This window comes from Pantoea osteomyelitidis, from assembly GCF_044342975.1.
Taxonomy (GTDB): Bacteria; Pseudomonadota; Gammaproteobacteria; order Enterobacterales; family Enterobacteriaceae; genus Pantoea; species Pantoea osteomyelitidis.
Window position 1 is genome coordinate 471,211 of record NZ_JBGFSN010000005.1, and the last position, 23,824, is coordinate 495,034.

Genomic DNA, 23,824 nt, shown 5'->3' on the forward strand with positions numbered 1-23,824 from the left:
ATTATGGACCAAAAACGACTCACTCATCTGCGTCAACTGGAGGCGGAGAGTATTCATATCATCCGTGAAGTCGCGGCTGAGTTCAGCAATCCCGTGATGATGTACTCTATCGGCAAAGACTCTTCTGTGATGTTGCATTTGGCGCGCAAAGCCTTTTATCCGGGAACGCTGCCGTTTCCGCTGCTGCATGTTGATACCGGCTGGAAATTCCGCGAGATGTATGAGTTCCGCGACCGCACCGTGAAGGCGATGGGCGCAGAGCTGCTGGTGCACCGCAACCCGGAAGGCGTCGCGATGGGCATCAACCCCTTTGTACACGGCAGCGCCAAGCACACTGATATCATGAAAACTGAAGGGCTGAAGCAGGCGCTGAACAAGTATGGCTTTGATGCCGCCTTCGGCGGCGCGCGGCGCGACGAAGAGAAGTCGCGCGCCAAGGAGCGTATCTATTCATTCCGTGACCGCTTCCACCGCTGGGATCCGAAAAACCAGCGTCCGGAGCTGTGGCACAACTACAACGGCCAGATCAACAAAGGCGAAAGCATCCGTGTTTTCCCGCTGTCGAACTGGACCGAGCTGGATATCTGGCAGTACATCTTCCTGGAAAACATTGAGATTGTTCCGCTCTATCTCGCCGCGCCGCGTCCGGTACTGGAGCGCGACGGCATGCTGATGATGGTGGATGACGACCGTATCGATCTGCAGCCGGGCGAAGTGATCAAGCAGCGCATGGTGCGTTTTCGTACCCTGGGCTGCTGGCCGCTGACCGGCGCAGTGGAATCGGAAGCGCAGACGCTGCCGGAAATTATCGAAGAGATGTTGGTTTCCACCACCAGTGAGCGTCAGGGGCGCGTGATTGACCGCGATCAGTCCGGTTCGATGGAACTGAAAAAACGTCAGGGTTATTTCTAAGGAGACGCCAGATGAATATCGTTATTGCACAACAGATTGCCGATCAGGGTGGCGTTGAAGCCTGGCTGACGGCGCAACAGCATAAAAGTCTGCTGCGTTTCCTGACCTGCGGCAGCGTGGACGACGGCAAAAGTACGCTAATTGGTCGTTTATTGCACGATACGCGTCAGATTTATGAAGATCAGCTCTCTTCGCTGCACAATGACAGCAAACGTCACGGCACCCAGGGCGAGAAGCTCGACCTGGCGCTGTTGGTGGATGGCCTGCAGGCGGAGCGCGAGCAGGGCATCACCATCGATGTCGCCTATCGCTACTTCTCTACCGAGAAGCGCAAATTTATTATCGCCGATACCCCAGGGCACGAGCAGTATACGCGCAACATGGCGACCGGCGCTTCTACCTGCGATCTGGCGATTCTGCTGATCGACGCGCGTAAAGGCGTGCTGGATCAGACGCGTCGTCACAGCTTTATCTCCACGCTGCTGGGCATCAAGCACCTGGTAGTGGCGATTAACAAGATGGATCTGGTGGATTATAACCAGGACGTTTTTGAGCAGATCAAACAGGATTACCTCGACTTCGCCGCGCAGCTGCCGGAAGACCTGGATATCCGCTTTGTACCGATGTCGGCACTGGAAGGGGACAACGTCGCCACGCCGAGCCAGACCATGGGCTGGTACAGCGGCCCGACGCTGCTGGACGTGCTGGAAACCGTTGAGCTGAACCGCGTGGTCGATCATCAGCCGATGCGTTTCCCGGTGCAGTATGTGAACCGTCCGAATCTCGATTTCCGCGGCTATGCCGGTACGCTGGCGTCAGGCGTGGTAAAAGTGGGACAGCGGGTAAAAGTGCTGCCGTCCGGCGTGGAGTCAAGCGTGGCGCGCATCGTGACCTTCGACGGCGACCTGCAGGAAGCGGGCGCGGGCGAGGCGATTACCCTGGTGCTGAAAGATGAGATTGATATCAGCCGCGGCGACCTGCTGGTCGACGTAGAGGCTGAGCTGGCCGCCGTGCAGTCCGCCGCCGTCGACGTGGTGTGGATGGCTGAACAGCCGCTGCAGCCGGGTCAGAGCTACGACATCAAAATCGCTGGTAAGAAAGCGCGCGCGCGTATCGAAAAGATTGTGCATCAGGTTGAAATCAACACCCTGGCGAAGCGTGAAACCGAGAGCCTGCCGCTGAACGGTATCGGTCTGGTGGAACTCACCTTCGATGAGCCGATGGTGCTGGATAAATATAAGCAGAACCCGGTGACCGGCGGGATGATCTTTATCGATCGCCTGAGTAACGTTACTGTGGGCGCGGGCATGATCAACGAGCCGCAATCGCAGGCGGCCCGCAACGCCGGTCAGTTCAGCGACTTTGAGCTGGAGCTGAACGCGCTGATCCGTCGTCACTTCCCGCACTGGAACGCGCGCGATCTGCTGGGTGGTCAATAATGGCGCAGCACGACGAGAATGTCGTCTGGCATGCCCATGCTGTGACGCGCGAAGAGCGCGAACAGCAGCACGGGCACCAGGGCGTCGTGCTGTGGTTTACCGGGCTGTCCGGCTCCGGTAAATCCACCGTCGCCGGCGCGCTGGAGCAGGCGCTGCACCAGATCGGCGTCAGCACTTATCTGCTGGACGGCGACAACGTGCGGCATGGCCTGTGCCGCGATCTCGGCTTCAGCGATGACGATCGTAAAGAGAACATCCGACGCGTCGGCGAAGTGGCGAAGTTGATGGTAGATGCCGGGTTAGTGGTGCTTACCGCCTTTATTTCGCCGCACCGCGCCGAGCGGCAGATGGTGCGTGACCTGCTGGCGGATGGCCGCTTCATCGAGGTCTATGTGGATACGCCGCTCGCGATATGTGAAGCGCGGGATCCCAAAGGGCTGTACAAAAAAGCGCGTGCGGGCGAACTGCGCAACTTTACCGGCATCGACTCGGTTTATGAGGCGCCGGAGCAGCCTGAAATCCATCTCGATGGCGAACAATTGGTTACAAAACTGACCACCCAATTGTTAGATCTGCTGCGTGACCGCGATATCATCAAATCCTGAAAAGAGAGCGGCGAATCCTGCGTGATTCGCCGCATTCAGCGTCAACAGGATTTTTATGCAGAATGTTACCCCTATGCTGGCACGCAAAGATGAACGCACCCAGGATGAGCCTCGCTCAGCCCTGCCAGGTGGTGTAATTGGTTTCCTCTCCTACTGGTGCGCGCTGGCGATTCCCTTCCTGTTGTACGGCTCTAACACGCTGTTCTTCTTTCTCTATACCTGGCCTTTCTTTCTTGCGCTGCTGCCGGTGTCAGTGGTGCTGGGGATCGCGCTGAGCCTGGTATTGCGGGGTCATCTTTTTTGGACCGCGCTCGTTACCGCGATTGCCGTGGTATTCCTCTTCTGGCTGCTCTTCTCCTTTCTCTCCGGCTGGTAGCTGCGGGATGTACAAACGCATCTTCAGGTTACAAAACTTTACCTGCCATTCCTGACCTCAACCTTGCTATTTTTTATGCAGCTGATTCCGAAAGCGCGGCAATTTTGCCGCCGGAGTGGAGTCCGGGCCGAAGTTATGGGATGATTGGGCCGATTTTCAGGGGGCGGGAATGGGAAAACTGACGTTACTGCTACTCGTGCTGCTCGGCTGGCTTCAGTATTCATTATGGCTGGGTAAGAACGGTATTCATGATTACACGCGCGTCAGCGATGACGTGGTGGTACAACAGGCGACAAACGCCAAACTCAAAACGCGCAACGACCAGTTGTTCGCTGAAATCGACGATCTTAACGGCGGCTCTGAAGCCATCGAAGAGCGCGCACGCAATGAACTGGGTATGGTTAAGCCCGGTGAGACCTTCTATCGCCTGGTGCCGGACCAGAACAAACGTAACGCGCAACAAGCTGCGCAAAACCAACAACGATAAAACATGAACAAGCTGGCTTCCCCTGCGGATGTGATTGCCGTCGTGCCGGCTGCCGGTATCGGCAGCCGTATGCAGTCCACCTCTCCCAAGCAGTATCTGACTATTGGTCAGCACACGCTTCTTGAGCACAGCATTACGCGCCTGCTGGCCCACCCGGCAGTTAAACGGGTCATTGTTGCTCTCAGCCCCGACGATACTTACTTTCCGGCTCTGCCGCTGGCGCAGGATTCACGCGTTATTAGCGTGGTCGGCGGCGGAACACGCGCCGAATCGGTGCTGGCCGGGCTGAAAGCGGCGGAGGGCGCAGGCTGGGTGCTGGTGCATGATGCCGCGCGTCCCTGTCTTCATCCTGACGATCTCAACCGCCTGTTAGCCGTGCGCGCCACCAGCAAGGTGGGCGCGATTCTGGCGGCGCCGGTCTGCGACACCATGAAGCGCGGCGAGCCGGGCAAAACGCTGATCGCCCATACGGTAGAGCGCGAAGATCTCTGGCACGCGCTGACGCCGCAGTTTTTTCCCCATGCGCTGCTATTTGCCTGCCTGACACGGGCGCTCAACGAAGGTGCCACCATTACCGACGAAGCTTCGGCGCTGGAGTATTGCGGCTATCATCCCGAACTGGTTAACGGGCGCAGTGATAACATCAAAGTCACCAGGCCGGAAGATCTGGCGCTGGCGGCGTTCTATCTCACACAGATTCATTTAAAGGAGAGCGCATAATGCGTATCGGTCACGGTTTCGATGTTCATGCCTTTGGTGGGGAAGGGCCGTTAGTGATTGGTGGCGTGCGTATTCCTTTTGAAAAAGGATTTATCGCACATTCCGATGGCGACGTGGCGCTGCATGCCTTGACAGATGCCCTGCTGGGCGCGGCGGCAATGGGCGATATCGGCAAGCTGTTTCCCGATACCGATCCCGCGTTTAAAGGCGCAGACAGCCGCGGCCTGCTGCGTGAGGCCTGGCGCCGCATTCAGCAAAAGGGCTATCGCATCGGCAACGTGGACGTCACCCTTATTGCGCAGGCCCCAAAAATGCTGCCGCACGCTCCTCAAATGCGCATCAACATCGCTGAAGATCTCGGTTGTCATATGGATGATGTCAACGTAAAAGCGACCACCACGGAAAAGCTGGGCTTTACCGGCCGTGGTGAAGGAATCGCCTGTGAAGCGGTAGCGCTGATTGTAAAGGCAAGTAACTAATGCTGAAGCAGGATTTAACCTGGCTGCACAGCAAGCCGCGCGCCACGGGCGTTATCAAAGCGACGCCGGAAGATTTTTTAGTGATCGAAGATCTCGGTTACGCGCCCGATGGCGAAGGCGAACAGCTGCTGGTGCGCATTCGCAAAACCGGCTGCAATACGCGTTTCGTGGCGGAGGCACTGGCAAAATTTCTCGGCGTCCCGCAGCGTGACCTGAGCTTCGCCGGGATGAAAGATCGCCATGCGGTCACCGAGCAGACGCTCTGTTTTCGTCTGCCCGGCAAAGAGATGCCCGATCTGAGCGCCTTCAGCCTTGAGGGCTGTGAAATCCTTGAGGCTGTGCGCCATAAGCGCAAGCTGCGCACCGGCGCGCTGGCAGGCAATGCGTTTCGTCTGACTGTGCGTGAGATTAGCCTGCGCCAGGATGTGGAGCAGCGTCTGGAGAAAATTCGTGACGCAGGCGTGCCTAATTACTTCGGCGAGCAGCGTTTTGGCCGTGATGGGCATAACCTGACCATGGCGCAGCAGTGGGCGCGTGGCGAGATTCAGGTGCGCGATCGCAATAAGCGCAGCCTGATCCTCTCAGCGGCGCGCAGCGCCCTGTTTAACCAGGTCGCCAGCGGCCGACTGTTACAGCAAGGCAACCTGACCGACGTGCTGGCTGGAGATGCCTTGCAGCTTACCGGTCGCGGCAGCTGGTTTGTGGCGCAGCCAGAGGAGCTGGAGGTTCTGCAGCAGCGCGTGCTGGATAATGAGCTGCGCGTCACTGCGCCGCTGGCGGGCCGTGGCGAAGCGGGAACGCAGCTCGCGGCACTGGAGCTTGAACAGCAGAGCCTGGCAGCGGCGGCGGAATTGGTTACACTGCTTGAGCGGGAACGCGTTGATACGGCACGGCGCGCGATGCTGGTAATCCCACGGGATATGCGCTGGTACTGGCAGGATGACGCGACGCTGGAAATGACATTCTGGCTTCCGGCGGGCAGCTTCGCCACTAGCGTGGTACGGGAACTTCTCCAACAAGAAGGTAACGATGCGGATATTGCTGAGTAACGATGACGGCATTCATGCGCCCGGCATTCAGACGCTGGCCAGGGCGCTGCGTGAATTTGCTGAGGTGCAGGTTGTCGCGCCCGATCGTAACCGCAGCGGGGCATCTAATTCGCTGACGCTGGAAACGCCGCTGCGCACCTTTACCCACGATAATGGCGATATCGCTGTGCAAATGGGCACGCCCACGGACTGCGTCTACCTTGGGGTTAACGCGCTGATGCGCCCAAAGCCGGATATTGTGGTATCAGGCATTAACGCCGGGCCCAATCTGGGCGATGATGTGATCTATTCCGGCACCGTAGCGGCGGCGATGGAGGGAAGGCATCTCGGACTGCCGGCGCTGGCGGTATCGCTGGATGGACATCAGCACTATGATTCGGCGGCGGCGGTAACCTGCGCGATTTTGCGCGCGCTGGCGCGCGAACCGCTGCGCACCGGACGTATTCTGAATATCAACGTGCCCGATCTGCCGCTGGCGGAGATTAAAGGCATTCGCGTGACGCGCTGCGGCAGCCGCCATCCGGCCGATCAAGTGATCCCGCAGCAGGATCCGCGTGGCCACACCCTTTACTGGATTGGCCCGCCGGGTGAAAAGTTTGACGCCGGCCCGGATACCGATTTTGCCGCCGTAGACGAAGGTTATGTTTCGGTGACCGCGCTGCACGTCGATTTAACCGCGCATGGCGCGCAGGATGTGGTCGCTGACTGGTTAACTAAAGCAGAGGTCAATCTTGCATGGTGAACAGACGCATTGAAACGTTGCTGTCACAACTGCGTCAGCAGGGCATTGATGACGAGCGCCTGCTAAAGGCGATCGCCGACGTGCCGCGTGAGCGTTTCATCGATGAAGCGTTTGAACATAAAGCCTGGGACAACGTCGCGCTGCCGATCGGTTCCGGGCAGACCATCTCCCAGCCCTATATGGTGGCGCGAATGACGGCGCTGCTGGAACTGCAACCCGCTTCACGCGTGCTGGAAATCGGCACCGGTTCAGGTTACCAGACGGCGATCCTCGCGCATCTGGTTGACCATGTTTATTCTGTCGAGCGGATAAAAGGCCTGCAATGGCAGGCGAAACGCCGATTGAAACAGCTCGATCTGCATAACGTTTCTACGCGTCACGGCGACGGCTGGCAGGGATGGCCCGCACGCGGCCCCTTTGATGCCATTATCGTCACCGCCGCCCCGCCTGAAATTCCGATTGCACTGATGGCGCAACTCGATAACTACGGCATTATGGTGCTGCCGGTAGGAGAAGATCATCAGGTGCTGAAACGCATCCGACGCCAGGATGACGATTTTATCGAAGAGACGATTGAGCCGGTACGATTTGTGCCGCTGGTGCAGGGCGATCTCGCCTGAAGCAGGATTCCCATCGTATTTCTTCACAACTGTTCCATAGCCTGGCACTGTTGATATTGTTACTATCCTTTCTCTTAATCGTGAAAAACAAGCTTTGACGCGCTATGCAGCGTTTTACGCAGCCGTCTGCAGTAACTCAGAGACACACAGGATTGCCATTACGGGGGAGCAATGAGCACGGGAAGCACTCTATTTCAACTACGTCGTCTGGCGGCGCTTTCACTGGTAGGTTTTTGGCTGGCAGGATGTAGTTCCGGCGATAACACACAGGCACCGATAAGCAGCGTTGGAGATAACTCCGGAATGAGCAACGCTTCAGGCGGGGTGCCGTCTGCTCCCAGCCAGGGCGGAATGATTAGCGGCACGGTGCCCTCTGCGCCAGCAAGCGGTGGAATGGTTAGCGGCGGTAATAATGTTGTCACACAAAACGGGCGCATTGTGTACAACCGCAGTTATCAGAATATTCCGAAAGGTAGCTATAGCGGAGCGACCTATACGGTACGGCGCGGGGACACTTTATTCTACATTGCATGGATTACCGGCAATGACTTTCGCGACCTTGCCCAACGCAACAATATCCCCGCGCCGTACAGCTTGAGCGTGGGTCAGACTCTTCAGGTGGACAACGGATCAGGGCAGCCGATTACCGGTGGAAACGCCATCACGGCGGCTGATGCAACGCAGGGCGCCGTGCCGGTTACTCCCGGTTCGTCGCAAATTAAATCTACCCCTGTTGCACAGCAACCTGTTATTACGTATTCTGAAGATTCAGGAAATTCGACAGGTAGCAAATTATTACCGTCGAAAGGAGCAAATGTTGCAACGACAACAGCTCCGGTTGCCGCACCGCCCACGGTCAGTAGCACCACGAACAGCTCGACTCCTGTCGGCAGCTGGCGTTGGCCGACCGAGGGTAAGATTATCGATAACTTCTCTGCCGCTGAAGGTGGCAATAAAGGCATCGATATCTCCGGAACGCGCGGACAACCTGTGGTCGCCACCGCATCGGGAAGGGTGGTCTACGCAGGTAACGCACTTCGGGGTTACGGTAATTTAATTATCATCAAACATAATGATGACTACCTGAGCGCCTACGCCCACAACGATACGATGCTGGTCCGGGAACAACAGGAAGTGAAGGCGGGGCAAAAAATAGCTACCATGGGTAGCACCGGAACCAGTTCAGTTAGATTGCATTTTGAAATTCGTTACAAGGGGAAATCCGTAAACCCGTTGCGTTATTTACCGCAGCGATAAACCGGCAGAACCCTGGTGTTCTGCCTTGGGATCACGGGTAGGAGCCGCTTATGAGCCAGAATACGCTGAAAGTTAACGAGTTACACGAAGACGCGGAATTCGACGAGAACGGAGCTGAGGTTTTTGATGAGAAGGCTCTTGTTGAAAACGAACCTGGTGATAACGACGTAGCGGAAGAAGAGTTGTTGTCACAGGGTGCGACGCAGCGCGTGTTGGATGCGACGCAACTCTATCTCGGAGAGATTGGCTATTCGCCATTGTTAACGGCAGAGGAAGAAGTGTTCTTCGCTCGCCGTGCTCTGCGAGGCGACATCCCTTCTCGTCGCCGCATGATTGAAAGTAACTTAAGACTGGTGGTAAAGATTGCCCGTCGTTACAGCAATCGTGGTCTTGCTCTGCTGGACCTGATTGAAGAAGGTAACCTGGGCTTGATTCGTGCCGTTGAAAAGTTTGACCCGGAGCGCGGGTTCCGTTTTTCAACGTACGCCACCTGGTGGATTCGTCAGACCATTGAACGGGCAATCATGAACCAAACCCGTACCATTCGTCTGCCTATCCACATTGTTAAAGAGCTGAACGTTTATCTGCGTACTGCGCGTGAACTTTCACACAAGCTCGATCATGAGCCGAGTGCTGAAGAGATCGCTGAGCAGTTGGATAAGCCAGTTGAAGATGTCAGCCGTATGCTGCGCCTCAACGAACGCATTACCTCAGTGGATACGCCGTTAGGCGGTGATTCCGAAAAAGCGCTGCTGGATATTTTGGCCGATGAGAAAGATAACGGTCCGGAAGATACCACGCAGGATGACGATATGAAGCAAAGCATCGTCAAATGGTTGTTCGAACTGAACGCCAAGCAGCGCGAAGTGCTGGCACGTCGTTTCGGCCTGTTAGGCTATGAAGCGGCAACGCTTGAAGATGTGGGCCGTGAAATCGGTTTGACTCGCGAGCGTGTACGTCAGATTCAGGTTGAAGGTTTGCGTCGTCTGCGTGAAATCCTGCAGGCACAAGGTCTGAATATTGAAGCGCTGTTTCGTGAATAATCGTTAAGCGGGCAGGAATCCAACAAAAAGGTGGCCAGTGGCCACCTTTTTTATTGGGCATCTGACAAGCTTTTAACCCGCCTTATACCAGCGATTTCAGACGATAAATCCATTCCAGCGCCTGGCGTGGCGACAGAGTGTCAGGGTCAAGCGCTTCCAGCGCTTCCACAGCAGGAGAGCTCTCTTCAACCAGCAACGGCAGCTGCGAGCCGTCAACGGTAGAAGCCGCACTGCTGCCTGAAAGCGCCTCCAGTTCCCTCAGCTTTTGCCGCGCCCGCTTGATAACCTCTTTTGGCACGCCGGCCAGCGCCGCCACGGCAAGGCCATAGCTTTTACTGGCGGCACCTTCCTGCACGCTGTGCATAAACGCAATGGTATCGCCATGCTCTACCGCGTCGAGATGCACGTTTACCACTCCTTCCATTTTCTCCGGCAGGGTGGTCAGCTCAAAGTAGTGGGTGGCGAACAGCGTCATCGCTTTGATGCGGTTAGCCAGACTTTCGGCACAGGCCCATGCCAGAGAAAGCCCATCATAGGTTGAAGTGCCGCGACCAATTTCATCCATCAGCACCAGACTGTGTTCCGTAGCGTTATGAAGGATATTGGCGGTTTCTGTCATCTCCACCATAAAAGTTGAACGACCAGACGCAAGATCGTCAGCGGCGCCGACGCGGGTAAAAATACGATCCAGCGGGCCAATGAGGGTTTCTTCCGCCGGGACGAAGCTGCCGATCCACGCCATCAGGGCGATCAGCGCCGCCTGACGCATATAGGTGCTTTTACCGCCCATATTCGGGCCGGTAATGATCAGCATTCGGCGCTGAGGCGCGAGTGAGAGCGGATTCGCAATGAACGGCTCCTTAAGCACCTGCTCCACCACAGGATGACGGCCGCCGGTGATTTTGATCCCCGGTTTATCCTGCAATACCGGTCGGCAATAGTTCAGCGTCCAGGCGCGTTCCGCCAGATTACTTAACACATCCAGCTCTGCCAGAGCGGAGGCGCTGAGCTGCAATGCTTCCAGATGCGGCAGCAGCTGATCGAACAGATCGTCGTAAAGACTCTTCTCCAGCGCCAGCGCTTTGCCTTTCGACGTCAGCACCTTATCTTCGTACTCTTTTAGTTCCGGGATAATATAGCGCTCGGCATTTTTCAGCGTTTGCCGTCTGACGTAATGAATGGGCACCTGATGACTTTGACCACGGCTGACCTGGATGTAGTAGCCATGTATAGCGTTAAAGCCCACTTTCAACGTATCCAGGCCAAGCTTTTCGCGTTCGCGTATCTCAAGCTTGTCGAGATAATCGGTAGCACCGTCCGCCAGCGCTCGCCACTCATCCAGTTCTGCATGATAACCGGGAGCAATGACGCCGCCGTCACGCACCAGTACCGGCGGCGAGTCGATGATTGCCCGCTCCAGCAGCTCGCGCAGCTCGCTGAACTCGCCCATCTGCTCGCGTAACTGCCGCAGCTGCGGAGATTGGACGTCAGCCAGCTGCTCATTCAACGCTGGCAACTGCTGGAAGGCGTAGCGCATGCGGGCTAAATCACGCGGTCGGGCTGTACGCAACGCCAGGCGCGCCAGGATACGTTCCAAATCGCCTACCTGTCGCAGCACCGGCTGCAGGATTTCGCACAGATCCTGCAGTTCCGCAATCGACTCCTGGCGACGATTAATCGTTTCTATATCGCGTAGCGGCATATGCAGCCAGCGCTTCAGCATACGGCTACCCATCGGCGTTACGGTTTTATCCAGTACAGACGCCAGAGTATTGTCGCTGCCGCCAGCCAGATTCTGGGTAATCTCCAGGTTGCGCCGCGTGGCGGCGTCCATAATCACGCCATCCTGCTGACGTTCCATGCAGAGCGAGCGAATATGGGGCAGGGAGGTACGCTGGGTATCTTTTGCATACTGCAATAAACAGCCGGCGGCACGCAGCGCGAGATGCGCCTGCTCTACACCGAAGCCATTCAGATCGCGCGTGCCAAACTGCAAATTAAGCTGTTGACGCGCAGTATCAATTTCAAACTCCCACAGCGGGCGACGACGTAAGCCACGACGGTTTTCAATCAGCGCCGTGGCCTGAAAATCTTCCGGGTAGAGCAGCTCAGCCGGATTGGTGCGTTGCAGCTCCGCCGCCATGGTTTCCTGATCGCCCGGCTCGCTGAGGCGAAAACGCCCGGAGCTGATATCCAGCGTGGCGTATCCATATCCGCGCTGGCTTTGGAAAATCGCCGCCAGCAAATTATCCTGACGTTCCTGCAGCAGCGCTTCGTCGCTAATAGTGCCGGGCGTGACAATGCGTACCACTTTGCGCTCGACCGGACCTTTGCTCAAGGCGGGATCGCCAATTTGCTCGCAAATCGCGACGGATTCCCCCAGCTGCACCAGTTTTGCCAGATAGCCTTCCACGGCATGATAGGGCACGCCAGCCATCGGAATCGGTTCGCCTGCTGAAGCGCCGCGTTTGGTCAGGGAAATATCCAGCAGCTGAGAGGCGCGTTTAGCGTCGTCATAGAACAGCTCATAAAAATCCCCCATGCGGTAGAACAGCAGGATGTCGGGATGCTCCGCTTTCAGACGCAGATACTGCTGCATCATCGGCGTATGGGCGCTGAAGTCCATTTGCTCTGATCCTTTCATCTCGATTTCACTCAACGTTGACTCTTCCTGTTAACCCGATAGTGCCGGGGTTGCCGTTAATTATTTTTTCTTACTCACGCTTCTTGCATGTGGCATTCGTCGCGAAAGGGCGATGTTACCACTATTGCCGCGCGGGCTTCACCCGCCTGCATGCGACTTCCTGCTTTTATTGGCGCCGAACATAGCAAAGGTGGATGCGAGAGAAAACGGTTTTTGCGCAGCAAAGTTGAAAGTGTCGAGCCGCTTCGCAAAGTTAAAATGCAAACGGCGTAAAGCGTCCGGACTGACGTTTTTTTAACATTTTCACCTGTATGTCGCTGCGCTGAACGATTACCATTACGGCACTTGGTTTAACCTGGCTTATGGATATCTGATGCGTTTTAAGGTCGCCCTCGTTTCATTAATTACGCTGCTCGCTGCCTGCAGCAGCAAACCAGAAACCCCAAAACAAGCGGCAACCCTTCCCGCACCCAAAGGGGGGTTTTTACTGGAGTCTGCCCATAACGTACAGCCGATGTTCGGCGACTTCGCCGGAAATCAGGCCGCAGAAGATTTCATCGATCAAATGGTGACGAAACACGGTTTTGATCGGCAGCAGCTGCATGCTGTTATCGGTCAGGCTAAGCGGCTCGATTATGTTTTGCGTCTGATGGATCGCCAGGCACCCAGCTATACGCCTCCTACCGGACCCAACGGCGCATGGATTCGTTACCGCAAGCAATTTATTACCCCTGACAATGTGCAAAACGGCGTGGCTTTCTGGAATCAGTATCAGGATGCGTTAATGCGCGCGCAGCAGGTTTACGGCGTGCCGCCGGAAATTATTGTCGGCATTATCGGTGTGGAAACCCGCTGGGGCAGGGTAATGGGCAAAACGCGCATTCTGGATGCGCTGTCTACCCTCTCGTTTAACTACCCACGTCGCGCGGCCTACTTTAGCAGCGAGCTGGAAACGTTTTTGCTGATGGCGCGTAATGAGCAGGACGATCCGCTGGATCTGCGCGGATCTTTTGCTGGTGCAATGGGCTACGGCCAGTTCATGCCGTCGTCATATCAGGAATATGCCGTTGATTTCAATGGCGATGGTCATATTAATCTCTGGGATCCGGTCGATGCCATTGGTAGCGTGGCGCACTATTTCCAGGCGCACGGCTGGCAGCCCGGTCAGAGCGTGGCGGTGCCCGCCAGCGGGCAGGCGCCTTATTTAGAGAACGGATTTAAAACGCGTTACGCCGTTAACTCGCTGACCGCAGCGGGCTTGTCGCCGCAGGGATCGCTGGATGGCAACAACGAAGCTAGCCTGCTGCGCCTTGATTTGGGCAGCAGCTATCAATACTGGTACGGGCTGCCTAACTTTTACACCATCACGCGCTATAACCACAGCACGCACTATGCGATGGCGGTCTGGCAGCTGGGCGAGGCGGTGAGCAAGGCGCGTCAGGACTCGCTGCTTTAACGCTACCCTTATTAACTGTAAGGAGATAAGATGACGCCCGCTTATGGCGTTATCTTGTCTTTTAGCTGCCGATTAAGGAGTTTTTATGCAGCCTTTACCCGCCTGTCCTCTGTGTCATTCTGAATATACCTGGCAGGATGGCGACAATCTTAACTGCCCCGAATGCGGTCATATCTGGTCGCAAACGGAGGCGCAGTCAGACGATGCGCTGGTCGTACGCGACGCCAACAGCAATTTGCTGGCCGATGGCGACAACGTCACGGTTATCAAAGATCTGAAGGTAAAGGGCAGCTCTTTCACGCTGAAGATCGGCACCAAAGTTAAAGGGATCCGTCTGGTTGAAGGGGATCACAACATCGATTGTAAGATCGATGGATTTGGACCCATGAAGCTGAAGTCTGAATTTGTGAAAAAAAGCTGATAGCGGCGGGCCAGCGGCGCTGCAATGTCTCCGGCCCGGCAAGAGATCAGGCAAATAGCCGATCGATAATTTCACACTGCTCTGCCGTCAGCGCGCCGCCGTAGTTGCGTGACGCGCTGGACATGGAATCGAAACGACGCGAGACCGCGGTTTTAATCGTGGTAACAAAATCATCACCGATGCTGTAGATCGCCATCAGCTGGCCGATGCGTTGCTGTACGCTTGCAAGCTCGGCCAGATCGCCGGCACGCCAGGCCTGCATCGCTGCGGCAAACAGCTCGGGCACAATGTTGTTCAGCCCTGATATCACGCCTGCGCCGCCTGCCAGCAGGTTTGGCAGCAGATACTCGTCATAACCTGACAGCACGGCGAAATTGCTGCGTACTTTCTTTGTCTCCTCAATCAACGCGCGGTTGTGAGAAAGGCAGTCCACGGTATCCTTGATGCCGATAAAATTGGGCAGCTCCGCCGCAAGCTCGGCAATCAGCGTTGGCGTCAAATCGCAGCCGGTACGTGCCGGGAAGTTGTAGGCGAACCATTTTCCGCCAAGCTGTTTATCCAGCGCTTTGAAGTAGCTCATCAGCTGTTTCTGCGTTTGCCCATAGTAATAGGGCGGCAGCACCATTACCGCATCGAAACCGCTTTTCCAGGCCTGTTCCGCCAGCTGTAGCATATCTGGCACGCAGGTGCTTGAGACGTTCGCTACCATACTCAGTGTTGATAACGAACGCGCTTCCTTGATCAACAACATACGTTCTTGCTGCGTAAGCGAGGCAAATTCGCCAATGCTGCCCATTAACAGCAGCGTATCGATGCCGGAACGGTTCAGACGCGCAAAATGGCGACCCAGCGCCTCGATATCAGGCGCATTATGATTGTCGAAAGGCGTTACCGATGGACACCATACGCCGGAAAAAGCAGGTTGAGCGTGCATGACGGGCTCCTGTTAGTGAAAAATGAAACGTTGTTTTAACTTAACCAGAGGATGCGCGTACTGCTATAGCGGATAGTGTGAAAGTTGTCTGATATCGCATTTTTAATCATCTGCTTTCCCGCAGCGCAAGTAGAGTGTTTATAAACGCGACGCAGTGAAGGGGAAAACGATGCAAGAGTGGAATCCAGCGTTATACCGGCAGTTCGAAACGGAAAGAACGCGTCCCGCACGGGAATTGCTGGCACGCATACCGACGCAAGACGTTAGCCAGGCAACAGATTTAGGCTGCGGGCCGGGTAACAGCACGGAACTATTATTGCGCGCATGGCCTGAAGCCATTATCACCGGGCTGGATAGCTCGGAAGCGATGTTAGCTGAGGCGCGCAACCGTCTGCCGCAGTGCCGGTTCATTCAGGGCGATTTCCGCGACTGGCAGGCTGAATTGCCGCAGCAGGTTATCTATGCGAATGCGTCGCTGCAATGGGTGAGCGATCATGAAACACTCCTGCCACGGCTGATTAACCAGCTTGCTGAGGGCGGTTCGCTGGCAATTCAGATGCCCGATAATCTGGACGAGCCTTCTCATCGGTTGATGCGTGAGGTCGCTGCGCGCGATCCCTGGCGCGACGCTATCGCCTCCGGCGCGGACGATCGTAAAAAACTGCTGAGCGCTGGCTGCTATTATGATCTCCTGAGCCGGTCGGGTTGTGAAGTCGATATCTGGCGCACCACCTATTATCACCGCATGAATGATGTACAGGCGATTAGCCGCTGGCTGCGCGCAACCGGCTTACGGCCTTTTTTATCCGCTCTGGATGAACAGGCGCAGGAAGGTTTTCTGGCGGCATATCAGGAGGCGCTGAGCGACGCTTATCCTCGTCAGGCAGACGGAGAGATTTTGCTGGCTTTTCCCCGACTTTTTATCGTGGCGATGAAAAGGGCCTGAAGGCGGCGGAATCCTGTTCGCAAGAATGACTTAACCCGGCGGGGGAAGGGTTGAAAAGGTTAACTTAACCCCCCATTACCTGCTAACGTTAAGCCCCGGAAACCCAGGAGAACGGGCATGACCGATAATGAATTACTGCAGCTCAGCCTGATGATCGGCGAGCGGCTGAAAGCATTGCGCGCGACGGTAACCGCCGCGGAATCTTGCACCGGCGGCTGGATAGCTAAAGTTTTTACTGACATTAGCGGCAGCTCCGCCTGGTTTGAACGCGGCTTTGTTACCTATAGTAATGAGGCTAAACAAGAGATGATCGGCGTGCAATCCGCGACGCTTGATCGGTTCGGCGCGGTGAGTGAACAAACGGTGCTCGAGATGGCAAAAGGTGCCTGTTTTGCCGCCCGCGCGGATTACGCTATCGCCGTAAGCGGCATCGCCGGACCTGACGGCGGCACGGCGGAAAAACCGGTGGGAACCGTATGGTTCGGTTTTGCCGCTCCGCATGGAAAAAGCCAGGCTTTTCAACAGCATTTCACTGGCGATCGCGAGGCGGTCCGACGGCAGTCGGTGGCCTGGGCGCTGCGTACGTTACATGATGAATTTTTGATAAATAGAGCTTGATACTGTATGGCTATACAGTATAATTAGCGGCAACAGAACGCGAGCAGGCATTCGATATGCGTGCTTACCCGGCATGATTAGGAGTTGAAATGGCAATTGACGAAAACAAACAGAAGGCTTTAGCGGCTGCGCTTGGCCAGATTGAAAAACAATTTGGCAAAGGCTCCATCATGCGTCTGGGTGAGGATCGCTCGATGGATGTGGAGACTATCTCCACCGGTTCGCTGTCGCTGGACATCGCGTTGGGCGCGGGTGGTCTGCCGATGGGCCGTATGGTTGAAATTTACGGTCCGGAGTCTTCCGGTAAAACCACGCTGACGCTGCAGGTGATTGCATCGGCACAGCGTAAAGGCAAAACTTGTGCCTTTATCGATGCTGAGCATGCGCTCGATCCGGTTTACGCCAAGAAGCTGGGCGTGGATATCGATAACCTGCTCTGTTCACAGCCTGATACTGGCGAGCAGGCGCTGGAGATCTGTGATGCGCTGGCGCGTTCCGGTGCTGTCGATGTAATTATCGTCGACTCCGTTGCGGCGCTGACGCCGAAAGCGGAGATCGAAGGCGAAATCGGCGACTCACACATGGGTCTGGCGGCGCGTATGATGAGCCAGGCGATGCGTAAGCTGGCCGGTAACCTGAAGCAGTCCAATACTCTGCTGATCTTCATCAACCAGATCCGTATGAAAATTGGCGTGATGTTCGGTAACCCGGAAACCACCACCGGTGGTAACGCGCTGAAGTTCTACGCTTCCGTCCGTCTCGATATTCGCCGTATTGGCGCCATCAAAGAAGGCGACAACGTGGTGGGCAGCGAAACCCGCGTGAAGGTAGTGAAAAACAAAATCGCCGCGCCGTTTAAGCAGGCTGAGTTCCAAATCATGTATGGCGAAGGCATCAACGTCTTCGGTGAATTGGTGGATCTGGGCGTGAAGCATAAGCTGATTGAAAAAGCAGGCGCCTGGTACAGCTACAACGGCGATAAAATCGGTCAGGGTAAAGCGAATGCCAGCAACCACCTGAAAGAGAATCCGGCTATTGCCAACGAGATTGAGCAGAAGCTGCGTGACATGCTGCTCAACGCAACCGGTGAAACCGGCGCTGGGGAAACCTCTGCTGATGATTATGAAAAAGCAGAGAGCGAAACCAACGAAGACTTCTGATACAACAACGGGAGTGGAGGAATCCACTCCCGTTTTCTTTTCTCCCGCGCCAGCCTTTCACTCTCTCTTCTCTCCAGCCATAATTCCTCCTCAGCATTAAGAAGGTAATCACTATGTCGGAACAGCCTGAAGCGCCTCAGATCATCTCCTTTTCTCGCCTGCTTGATCGCGCGATGCGCATTTTGACGCAGCGCGATCACAGTCGTGAAGAGTTGAAGCGCAAGCTGCAGCAGTCAGCCCAGCGCGCAGCCTGGATGCAGCAAAAAAAGCCGGAGATTATCACCGACGAACAGATGGAGAAGGTGCTGAACTGGTGTCAGGAGAATGGCTGGCTGAATGACGATCGCTTTACCGAACGCTTTATCCAGAGCCGCAGCCGTAGAGGCTACGGACCCCAGCGTATTCGTATGGAACTGACGCAAAAAGGAATTGGCCGCGAAGAGGTTGACCTGGCGCTGGAGGCGACGGAGATAGACTGGACAGCCTGCGCAGCCGATCTCGCCGAGCGCAAGTTTGGTTTACCCTTACCCACAGAGTGGAAAGAAAAAGCGAAAGTGCAGCGCTATTTGCAGTCGAAAGGCTTTATGATGGAGGACATTCAGGCCGTTTTCAGAAATTTTAACGACTGAATTGCGATGGGATTTTACTTCCCACTGAAGAAAATTTATCTTATCCCCACTTTTTGTTCCTCTGTTGCTGGCTGGCCGCGCGGATGCTGGTCGGCAGGCGAGACGGAACGTTCGTTAGCGTGATTCCAGGATATATATGAGCAAGAGCACTGCTGAGATCCGTCAAGCGTTTCTCGACTTTTTTCATAGCAAGGGACATCAGGTTGTAGCCAGCAGCTCCCTCGTACCGAATAACGATCCGACGTTGCTGTTTACCAACGCCGGGATGAACCAGTTCAAAGATGTTTTCCTTGGGCAGGACAAGCGCAACTACCATCGCGCGACTACCTCACAGCGCTGCGTACGCGCTGGCGGCAAACACAACGATCTGGAAAATGTCGGCTATACCGCACGTCACCACACCTTTTTTGAAATGTTGGGCAACTTCAGCTTCGGCGACTATTTCAAAAAAGAAGCGATCGCCTTCGCCTGGGAACTGCTGACGAGCGAGCAGTGGTTCAAACTGCCGAAAGAGCGTCTGTGGGTCACCATCTACGAGACCGATGACGAAGCCTTTGACATCTGGGCGAACGAGATTGGCGTACCGCATGAGCGCATTATTCGCATTGGCGATAATAAAGGCAGCGCGTACGCATCAGATAACTTCTGGCAGATGGGCGATACCGGCCCCTGTGGTCCCTGCAGTGAAATTTTCTACGATCATGGCGACCATATTTTTGGTGGTCCTCCAGGCAGCCCGGATGAAGATGGCGATCGCTATATCGAAATCTGGAACATCGTATTCATGCAGTTTAATCGCCAGGCGGATGGCACTATGCTGCCGTTACCGAAGCCGTCTGTGGATACCGGCATGGGGCTGGAGCGTATCTCTGCCGTGCTGCAGCATGTTAACTCCAACTACGAGATCGACCTCTTCCGTAAGCTGATTGAAGCTGTCGCCGCAGTAACCGGCGCCGACGACCTCAGCAATAAATCACTGCGCGTGATTGCGGACCATATTCGCTCCTGCGCCTTCCTGATTGCTGACGGCGTAACCCCCTCGAATGAAAACCGCGGCTACGTGCTGCGCCGCATCATTCGTCGCGCGGTACGTCACGGCAATATGCTGGGCGCGAAAGAAGCCTTTTTCTATAAATTAGTGGCGCCGCTGATCGAAGTGATGGGCGACGCAGGCGAAGATCTGAAACGTCAGCAGACGCAGGTTGAGCATATCCTGAAAAGCGAAGAAGAGCAGTTTGCGAAAACGCTGGAGCGTGGTTTGGCGCTGCTGGATGAAGAGCTGGCGAAACTGCAGGGCGATACGCTGGATGGCGAAACCGTATTCCGCCTGTACGATACCTTTGGTTTTCCGGTCGATTTGACCGCCGACGTCTGCCGCGAACGTAACCTGAAAATCGATGAGGTGGGTTTTGACGCGGCGATGGAGCAGCAGCGCCAGCGCGCGCGCGAAGCGAGCGGTTTCGGTGCGGACTACAACAATGTGATTCGCATTGATTCTGCCTCCGCGTTCAAAGGCTACGACCATCTCAACCTGACTTCGACGGTAAAGGCGATCTTCATTGATGGTCACGCAGTAAATGAGCTAGCTGCTGGTCAGGAAGCCGTTGTAGTGCTGGACGAAACGCCTTTCTACGGCGAATCGGGCGGTCAGGTTGGCGATACCGGCCTGCTGGCAGGGAAAAATGCTGAATTTGCCGTACGGGATACACAAAAATATGGTCAGGCGATTGGTCATATCGGTAAGCTGAATAGCGGACATCTGCGCGTGGGTGAACGTCTGGATGCACAGGTAGATGAGGCGCGTCGCGCACGCATCCGTCTCAACCACTCGGCAACCCACTTGCTGCACGCGGCGTTACGTCAGGTATTGGGTGAGCATGTGGCGCAGAAAGGGTCACTGGTTAACGATAAATACCTGCGTTTCGACTTCTCGCATACTGAAGCAATGAAGCCTCAGGAAATTCGTCAGGTTGAAGATATTGTCAATGCGCAGATTCGGCGCAACCTGGCCGTTGAAACCAACGTGATGGATCTCGATGCGGCAAAAGCCAAAGGCGCAATGGCGCTGTTTGGTGAGAAATACGATCAGCGCGTGCGCGTGCTGACCATGGGCGATTTTTCCACAGAGCTGTGCGGAGGCACCCATGCCGCCCGTACCGGTGATATCGGCCTGTTCCGTATTCAGTCTGAATCGGGCACGGCAGCAGGTATTCGCCGTATCGAAGCGGTAACGGGCGAGGGCGCGCTGGCGCAGATGCATGCACAGAGCGCGCAGCTGCATGAAGTTGCGCAGCTGGTAAAAGCCAACAGCAGCAACCTGAACGAAAAAGTGCGCGGACTGGTAGATCATCTCCGCGCGCTGGAGAAAGAGTTGCAGCAGATGCGCGATCAGCAGGCCGCGCAGGAGAGCGCATCGCTGAGCAGCAAAGCTATCGATTTGCAGGGCGTGAAGCTGCTGGTTAATGAACTCAGCAATGTGGAACCCAAGATGCTGCGTACCATGGTTGACGATCTGAAAAACCAGCTCGGCTCAGCGGTGATTGTGCTGGCTACCGTGGCGGAAGGGAAAGTATCGCTGATTGCCGGTGTGACAAAAGATCTGACCGATCGCGTCAAAGCGGGTGAGTTAGTGGGCGAACTAGCCCAACAGGTCGGTGGTAAAGGAGGGGGCCGTCCTGATATGGCGCAGGCAGGCGGAACCGACGCGCAGGCGTTAGCTGGCGCGCTCTCGGGCGTAGAGGCTTGGGTTAGCGCCAAACTGAAATAGAACAAAGCGTCGTGAAAAGCGCCAGGGTATTGAGCCCCGGCGCTTTTTAATACGATGACTATCAGGTAATGACAAAGTCAGGCTGAGGTAGTGTATTTCGGCTAAACTAACTATCAGCAGAATGTATTGGCGCGATGAAGCACATTGGTGTATTTGTCATAGTCAACGTTTTAGCGTTATATGATGGATAATGCCGGGAGCCCAAACAGGCCCGACTCTTTTAATCTTTCAAGGAGCAAAGAATGCTTATTCTAACTCGTCGAGTTGGTGAAACCCTCATGATTGGCGATGAGGTGACTGTAACGGTGCTGGGAGTTAAAGGTAACCAGGTTCGCATTGGTGTTAACGCGCCTAAAGAAGTTTCGGTGCATCGCGAAGAGATCTATCAGCGCATTCAGGCCGAAAAAACTCAGCAAACGAGTTACTAACGGATCCAGCGTCTCGCTTGCTGGCGAGGCGCTACCGCTTTACTCCCACCTTTTCTTACTTTTTCTCTTCTCACTCTTTTTTCCCTTTTTGCTAAATTCAGCAGACTTTCTCTGTTGATTATTCACTCTTTTTGCCTTCAAAATATGCGGATTGCCTGTGATTTGTGCAATCGAATCATTGGCGGGAAAAATTGTTTGACTTATAAGTCGGGGAAAGTAATATGTGCGCCACGCAGTGCCGATGAGCGGAAACAAAGTTCAGAAGCACGGTTCGCAAGAACGCGTAAGGTGAGGTGGCCGAGAGGCTGAAGGCGCTCCCCTGCTAAGGGAGTATGCGGTCAAAAGCTGCATCCGGGGTTCGAATCCCCGCCTCACCGCCATTTACCGATGCATCCGTAGCTCAGCTGGATAGAGTACTCGGCTACGAACCGAGCGGTCGGAGGTTCGAATCCTCCCGGATGCACCATCGGTAAATAAGAAAATAAGAGTGAACGAGTCGTTCCTTTCATGGTGAGTTGTCAGCACCCTGCGTTGTACAAGAATTACCTATGCATCCGTAGCTCAGCTGGATAGAGTACTCGGCTACGAACCGAGCGGTCGGAGGTTCGAATCCTCCCGGATGCACCATTCTTCGTATTATTCCCAGGTTGATTTCATTCGGTCCATACAAAACGATTTTTTAATGCATCCGTAGCTCAGCTGGATAGAGTACTCGGCTACGAACCGAGCGGTCGGAGGTTCGAATCCTCCCGGATGCACCATTCTCTTTTATACTTCAGCAGCATCCCCAATCTTCAAAACGATTTCTCAATGCATCCGTAGCTCAGCTGGATAGAGTACTCGGCTACGAACCGAGCGGTCGGAGGTTCGAATCCTCCCGGATGCACCATCGCTTATCTTCCTGTTTTTTCTTCTGCCGTTAACAGCAAAAAACTATATTGTTTCCCGACAGTTAACTCCGGCATTTCACTCTCGCCTTTTTCTGAAAACAAAAAATGCTAATGCTTTCAAAGCATTTGCTGTTCATCACTACCGGCGACAACCTGTGCGCATTACGCTAAAGTAAAGGCTCATTTATTGAATGTCCGGAGTGACGATGTACGATCAATACGACGCCCTGATTTTCGATATGGACGGCACCATTCTGGATACTGAGCCGACACATCGAAAAGCCTGGCATCAGGTGCTGGCGCGTTATGGAATGACGCTGGATGAAGCGCGGATCATTGAATTCAACGGCGCGCCGACCTGGCGACTGGCGCAATTTATTATTGAGCAGAACCAGGCCACTCACGATCCCCATCTTCTGGCCGCTGAAAAGACGGCTGCCGTAAAAGCGATGCTGCTGGAAAATGTTCATCCTTTGCCGCTCATGGAAGTGGTGAAGGCGTATCACGGTCGCCGTCCGATGGCGGTAGGAACCGGAAGCGAACACAGCATGGCCGATGCCTTACTGACCCAATTGGGCGTACGCCACCTTTTTACTGCCATTGTAGGCGCGGATGACGTTACGCGTCATAAACCTGAGCCGGATACCTTTTTGCGCTGCGCGCAGTTGATGGGCGTGGCACCGGAACGTTGTGTGGTGTTTGAGGATGCTGATTTTGGCCTGCAGGCAGCGAAAGCGGCTGGCATGGATGTGGTAGACGTGCGTTTACTGTGAATGAAGTTTTAACTTACGGCTCCTTGTTTGGCAGCAGTTTTCTCAGTGCGACGCTCCTTCCGGGAAGCTCTGAGGCGCTGCTGATTGCTTTCCTGATAGTCCATAAGGCATCAGTTTACGGGTTGTTATTGGCCGCATCGCTGGGGAACACGCTGGGCGGTCTGACCAATATTATTCTTGGTCGCTTGTTGCCGCTGAAACGGCAAGGGCGATGGCATGACACAGCAATGACGTGGTTGCACCGATTGGGACCAGCAGCGCTTTTATTCAGCTGGCTGCCTGTAATTGGCGATCTGCTCTGCGTAATGGCAGGCTGGTTGCGCTTTTCCTGGCTTCCGGCGTTGCTGTTTCTCGCTGTCGGTAAAACACTGCGTTACATCGTTATCGCGACCGCCACATTACAGGGCATGCAATGGTGGCATTGATTCG

24 protein-coding genes and 5 tRNA genes are annotated in these 23,824 nt (G+C 55.2%); 27 read left to right on the forward strand and 2 right to left on the reverse strand.

The features are described 5' to 3' along the window. Positions 1–3: 3 nt before the first annotated feature. The 12 genes from cysD to rpoS all read left to right on the forward strand — a co-directional run bounded on the left by cysD (position 4) and on the right by rpoS (position 9,729). Positions 4–912 (forward strand): sulfate adenylyltransferase subunit CysD, encoded by a 909-nt coding sequence (gene cysD / locus ABU178_RS15805; RefSeq protein ID WP_130831405.1) that lies wholly within the window; start codon positions 4–6, stop codon positions 910–912. An 11-nt stretch (positions 913–923) separates the two neighbouring features. Then, positions 924–2,351: a sulfate adenylyltransferase subunit CysN gene (cysN, locus tag ABU178_RS15810; RefSeq protein WP_397216594.1), complete on the forward strand. Its 1,428-nt coding sequence runs from the start codon at positions 924–926 to the stop codon at positions 2,349–2,351. Beyond that, positions 2,351–2,956, forward strand: coding sequence for an adenylyl-sulfate kinase (cysC, locus tag ABU178_RS15815; protein ID WP_397216596.1), 606 nt, complete (start codon positions 2,351–2,353; stop codon positions 2,954–2,956). The genes cysN and cysC overlap by 1 nt, the downstream gene beginning before the upstream one ends. A 55-nt stretch (positions 2,957–3,011) precedes the next feature. Beyond that, the gene (locus ABU178_RS15820) at positions 3,012–3,332 is read left to right on the forward strand and encodes a DUF3561 family protein (RefSeq protein ID WP_397216597.1); all 321 of its coding nucleotides are present in this window, start codon (positions 3,012–3,014) and stop codon (positions 3,330–3,332) included. A 169-nt stretch (positions 3,333–3,501) separates the two neighbouring features. Continuing rightward, on the forward strand, positions 3,502–3,819 hold the full coding sequence (gene ftsB, locus ABU178_RS15825) for a cell division protein FtsB (protein ID WP_397216599.1): 318 nt from the start codon (positions 3,502–3,504) through the stop codon (positions 3,817–3,819). A 3-nt stretch (positions 3,820–3,822) separates the two neighbouring features. After that, entirely contained in the window at positions 3,823–4,539 is a 717-nt protein-coding gene (gene ispD / locus ABU178_RS15830) for a 2-C-methyl-D-erythritol 4-phosphate cytidylyltransferase (RefSeq protein ID WP_397216601.1), read from the forward strand. After that, positions 4,539–5,018 (forward strand): 2-C-methyl-D-erythritol 2,4-cyclodiphosphate synthase, encoded by a 480-nt coding sequence (gene ispF, locus ABU178_RS15835; protein WP_397216603.1) that lies wholly within the window; start codon positions 4,539–4,541, stop codon positions 5,016–5,018. Before ispD ends, ispF begins: the two co-directional genes overlap by 1 nt. Next, entirely contained in the window at positions 5,018–6,067 is a 1,050-nt protein-coding gene (gene truD / locus ABU178_RS15840) for a tRNA pseudouridine(13) synthase TruD (protein ID WP_397216605.1), read from the forward strand. Before ispF ends, truD begins: the two co-directional genes overlap by 1 nt. Further along, positions 6,048–6,809, forward strand: a complete 762-nt coding sequence (gene surE, locus ABU178_RS15845) for a 5'/3'-nucleotidase SurE (protein ID WP_397216607.1) — start codon at positions 6,048–6,050, stop codon at positions 6,807–6,809. The genes truD and surE overlap by 20 nt, the downstream gene beginning before the upstream one ends. Then, positions 6,803–7,429 (forward strand): protein-L-isoaspartate(D-aspartate) O-methyltransferase, encoded by a 627-nt coding sequence (locus tag ABU178_RS15850; RefSeq protein ID WP_397216609.1) that lies wholly within the window; start codon positions 6,803–6,805, stop codon positions 7,427–7,429. Before surE ends, ABU178_RS15850 begins: the two co-directional genes overlap by 7 nt. 171 nt (positions 7,430–7,600) lie before the next feature. Further along, positions 7,601–8,686 carry a murein hydrolase activator NlpD gene (nlpD, locus tag ABU178_RS15855; RefSeq protein ID WP_397216611.1) on the forward strand — a complete coding sequence of 362 codons (1,086 nt, stop codon included), beginning with the start codon at positions 7,601–7,603 and terminating at the stop codon, positions 8,684–8,686. Positions 8,687–8,736: 50 nt separating this feature from the next. Next, complete coding sequence (gene rpoS / locus ABU178_RS15860) at positions 8,737–9,729, forward strand: RNA polymerase sigma factor RpoS (protein WP_397216613.1); 993 nt, start codon at positions 8,737–8,739, stop codon at positions 9,727–9,729. A gap of 82 nt (positions 9,730–9,811) precedes the next feature. On the opposite strand, the gene mutS is transcribed toward rpoS, so the two are convergent. Continuing rightward, positions 9,812–12,373 (reverse strand): DNA mismatch repair protein MutS, encoded by a 2,562-nt coding sequence (gene mutS / locus ABU178_RS15865; protein WP_397216615.1) that lies wholly within the window; start codon positions 12,371–12,373, stop codon positions 9,812–9,814. 373 nt (positions 12,374–12,746) lie between these two features. On the opposite strand from mutS, the gene mltB reads away from it, so the two are divergent. Beyond that, complete coding sequence (gene mltB, locus ABU178_RS15870) at positions 12,747–13,829, forward strand: lytic murein transglycosylase B (protein ID WP_397216617.1); 1,083 nt, start codon at positions 12,747–12,749, stop codon at positions 13,827–13,829. 85 nt (positions 13,830–13,914) lie between these two features. Beyond that, complete coding sequence (locus tag ABU178_RS15875) at positions 13,915–14,250, forward strand: zinc ribbon domain-containing protein YjdM (protein ID WP_397216619.1); 336 nt, start codon at positions 13,915–13,917, stop codon at positions 14,248–14,250. 46 nt (positions 14,251–14,296) lie between these two features. On the opposite strand, the gene ABU178_RS15880 is transcribed toward ABU178_RS15875, so the two are convergent. Beyond that, positions 14,297–15,184: a dihydrodipicolinate synthase family protein gene (locus ABU178_RS15880; protein WP_397216621.1), complete on the reverse strand. Its 888-nt coding sequence runs from the start codon at positions 15,182–15,184 to the stop codon at positions 14,297–14,299. Positions 15,185–15,353: 169 nt separating this feature from the next. Between ABU178_RS15880 and tam the strand changes: the two genes are divergently transcribed. The 13 genes from tam (at position 15,354) to ABU178_RS15945 (ending at position 23,820) form a co-directional block, all read left to right on the forward strand. After that, positions 15,354–16,130: a trans-aconitate 2-methyltransferase gene (tam, locus tag ABU178_RS15885; RefSeq protein WP_397216623.1), complete on the forward strand. Its 777-nt coding sequence runs from the start codon at positions 15,354–15,356 to the stop codon at positions 16,128–16,130. Positions 16,131–16,247: 117 nt separating this feature from the next. Further along, positions 16,248–16,748 (forward strand): nicotinamide-nucleotide amidase, encoded by a 501-nt coding sequence (gene pncC, locus ABU178_RS15890; protein WP_397216625.1) that lies wholly within the window; start codon positions 16,248–16,250, stop codon positions 16,746–16,748. A gap of 89 nt (positions 16,749–16,837) precedes the next feature. Continuing rightward, a complete protein-coding gene (gene recA / locus ABU178_RS15895; protein WP_397216626.1) occupies positions 16,838–17,908 on the forward strand; it encodes a recombinase RecA in 1,071 nt (356 codons plus the stop codon). Between the two features lie 113 nt (positions 17,909–18,021). Then, on the forward strand, positions 18,022–18,537 hold the full coding sequence (locus ABU178_RS15900; protein WP_397216628.1) for a regulatory protein RecX: 516 nt from the start codon (positions 18,022–18,024) through the stop codon (positions 18,535–18,537). Positions 18,538–18,673: 136 nt separating this feature from the next. Next, the gene (alaS, locus tag ABU178_RS15905; protein WP_397216630.1) at positions 18,674–21,304 is read left to right on the forward strand and encodes an alanine--tRNA ligase; all 2,631 of its coding nucleotides are present in this window, start codon (positions 18,674–18,676) and stop codon (positions 21,302–21,304) included. A gap of 242 nt (positions 21,305–21,546) precedes the next feature. After that, positions 21,547–21,732 carry a carbon storage regulator CsrA gene (csrA, locus tag ABU178_RS15910; RefSeq protein WP_004155916.1) on the forward strand — a complete coding sequence of 62 codons (186 nt, stop codon included), beginning with the start codon at positions 21,547–21,549 and terminating at the stop codon, positions 21,730–21,732. A 287-nt stretch (positions 21,733–22,019) separates the two neighbouring features. After that, a tRNA-Ser gene (locus ABU178_RS15915) sits at positions 22,020–22,112 on the forward strand. 9 nt (positions 22,113–22,121) lie between these two features. After that, positions 22,122–22,198, forward strand: a tRNA-Arg gene (locus ABU178_RS15920). An 84-nt stretch (positions 22,199–22,282) separates the two neighbouring features. After that, positions 22,283–22,359, forward strand: a tRNA-Arg gene (locus tag ABU178_RS15925). 57 nt (positions 22,360–22,416) lie between these two features. Next, positions 22,417–22,493, forward strand: a tRNA-Arg gene (locus tag ABU178_RS15930). A gap of 51 nt (positions 22,494–22,544) precedes the next feature. Further along, positions 22,545–22,621, forward strand: a tRNA-Arg gene (locus tag ABU178_RS15935). Positions 22,622–22,828: 207 nt separating this feature from the next. Then, positions 22,829–23,395 carry a fructose-1-phosphate/6-phosphogluconate phosphatase gene (yqaB, locus tag ABU178_RS15940; RefSeq protein WP_397216632.1) on the forward strand — a complete coding sequence of 189 codons (567 nt, stop codon included), beginning with the start codon at positions 22,829–22,831 and terminating at the stop codon, positions 23,393–23,395. Further along, positions 23,392–23,820: a YqaA family protein gene (locus tag ABU178_RS15945; protein WP_397216634.1), complete on the forward strand. Its 429-nt coding sequence runs from the start codon at positions 23,392–23,394 to the stop codon at positions 23,818–23,820. Before yqaB ends, ABU178_RS15945 begins: the two co-directional genes overlap by 4 nt. Positions 23,821–23,824: the final 4 nt, after the last annotated feature.

Coding starts and splice junctions, on each gene's coding strand:
- surE (WP_397216607.1), top strand. CDS start 6,048: ATGCGGATATTGCTGAGTAACGATGACGGCATTCATGCGCCCGGCATT.
- csrA (WP_004155916.1), top strand. CDS start 21,547: ATGCTTATTCTAACTCGTCGAGTTGGTGAAACCCTCATGATTGGCGAT.
- mutS (WP_397216615.1), bottom strand. CDS start 12,373: ATGAAAGGATCAGAGCAAATGGACTTCAGCGCCCATACGCCGATGATG.
- ABU178_RS15850 (WP_397216609.1), top strand. CDS start 6,803: ATGGTGAACAGACGCATTGAAACGTTGCTGTCACAACTGCGTCAGCAG.
- alaS (WP_397216630.1), top strand. CDS start 18,674: ATGAGCAAGAGCACTGCTGAGATCCGTCAAGCGTTTCTCGACTTTTTT.
- truD (WP_397216605.1), top strand. CDS start 5,018: ATGCTGAAGCAGGATTTAACCTGGCTGCACAGCAAGCCGCGCGCCACG.
- cysD (WP_130831405.1), top strand. CDS start 4: ATGGACCAAAAACGACTCACTCATCTGCGTCAACTGGAGGCGGAGAGT.
- cysN (WP_397216594.1), top strand. CDS start 924: ATGAATATCGTTATTGCACAACAGATTGCCGATCAGGGTGGCGTTGAA.
- mltB (WP_397216617.1), top strand. CDS start 12,747: ATGCGTTTTAAGGTCGCCCTCGTTTCATTAATTACGCTGCTCGCTGCC.
- tam (WP_397216623.1), top strand. CDS start 15,354: ATGCAAGAGTGGAATCCAGCGTTATACCGGCAGTTCGAAACGGAAAGA.
- recA (WP_397216626.1), top strand. CDS start 16,838: ATGGCAATTGACGAAAACAAACAGAAGGCTTTAGCGGCTGCGCTTGGC.
- ABU178_RS15900 (WP_397216628.1), top strand. CDS start 18,022: ATGTCGGAACAGCCTGAAGCGCCTCAGATCATCTCCTTTTCTCGCCTG.
- ABU178_RS15875 (WP_397216619.1), top strand. CDS start 13,915: ATGCAGCCTTTACCCGCCTGTCCTCTGTGTCATTCTGAATATACCTGG.
- ispF (WP_397216603.1), top strand. CDS start 4,539: ATGCGTATCGGTCACGGTTTCGATGTTCATGCCTTTGGTGGGGAAGGG.
- ABU178_RS15880 (WP_397216621.1), bottom strand. CDS start 15,184: ATGCACGCTCAACCTGCTTTTTCCGGCGTATGGTGTCCATCGGTAACG.
- ABU178_RS15820 (WP_397216597.1), top strand. CDS start 3,012: ATGCAGAATGTTACCCCTATGCTGGCACGCAAAGATGAACGCACCCAG.
- nlpD (WP_397216611.1), top strand. CDS start 7,601: ATGAGCACGGGAAGCACTCTATTTCAACTACGTCGTCTGGCGGCGCTT.
- ftsB (WP_397216599.1), top strand. CDS start 3,502: ATGGGAAAACTGACGTTACTGCTACTCGTGCTGCTCGGCTGGCTTCAG.
- yqaB (WP_397216632.1), top strand. CDS start 22,829: ATGTACGATCAATACGACGCCCTGATTTTCGATATGGACGGCACCATT.
- cysC (WP_397216596.1), top strand. CDS start 2,351: ATGGCGCAGCACGACGAGAATGTCGTCTGGCATGCCCATGCTGTGACG.
- rpoS (WP_397216613.1), top strand. CDS start 8,737: ATGAGCCAGAATACGCTGAAAGTTAACGAGTTACACGAAGACGCGGAA.
- ispD (WP_397216601.1), top strand. CDS start 3,823: ATGAACAAGCTGGCTTCCCCTGCGGATGTGATTGCCGTCGTGCCGGCT.
- pncC (WP_397216625.1), top strand. CDS start 16,248: ATGACCGATAATGAATTACTGCAGCTCAGCCTGATGATCGGCGAGCGG.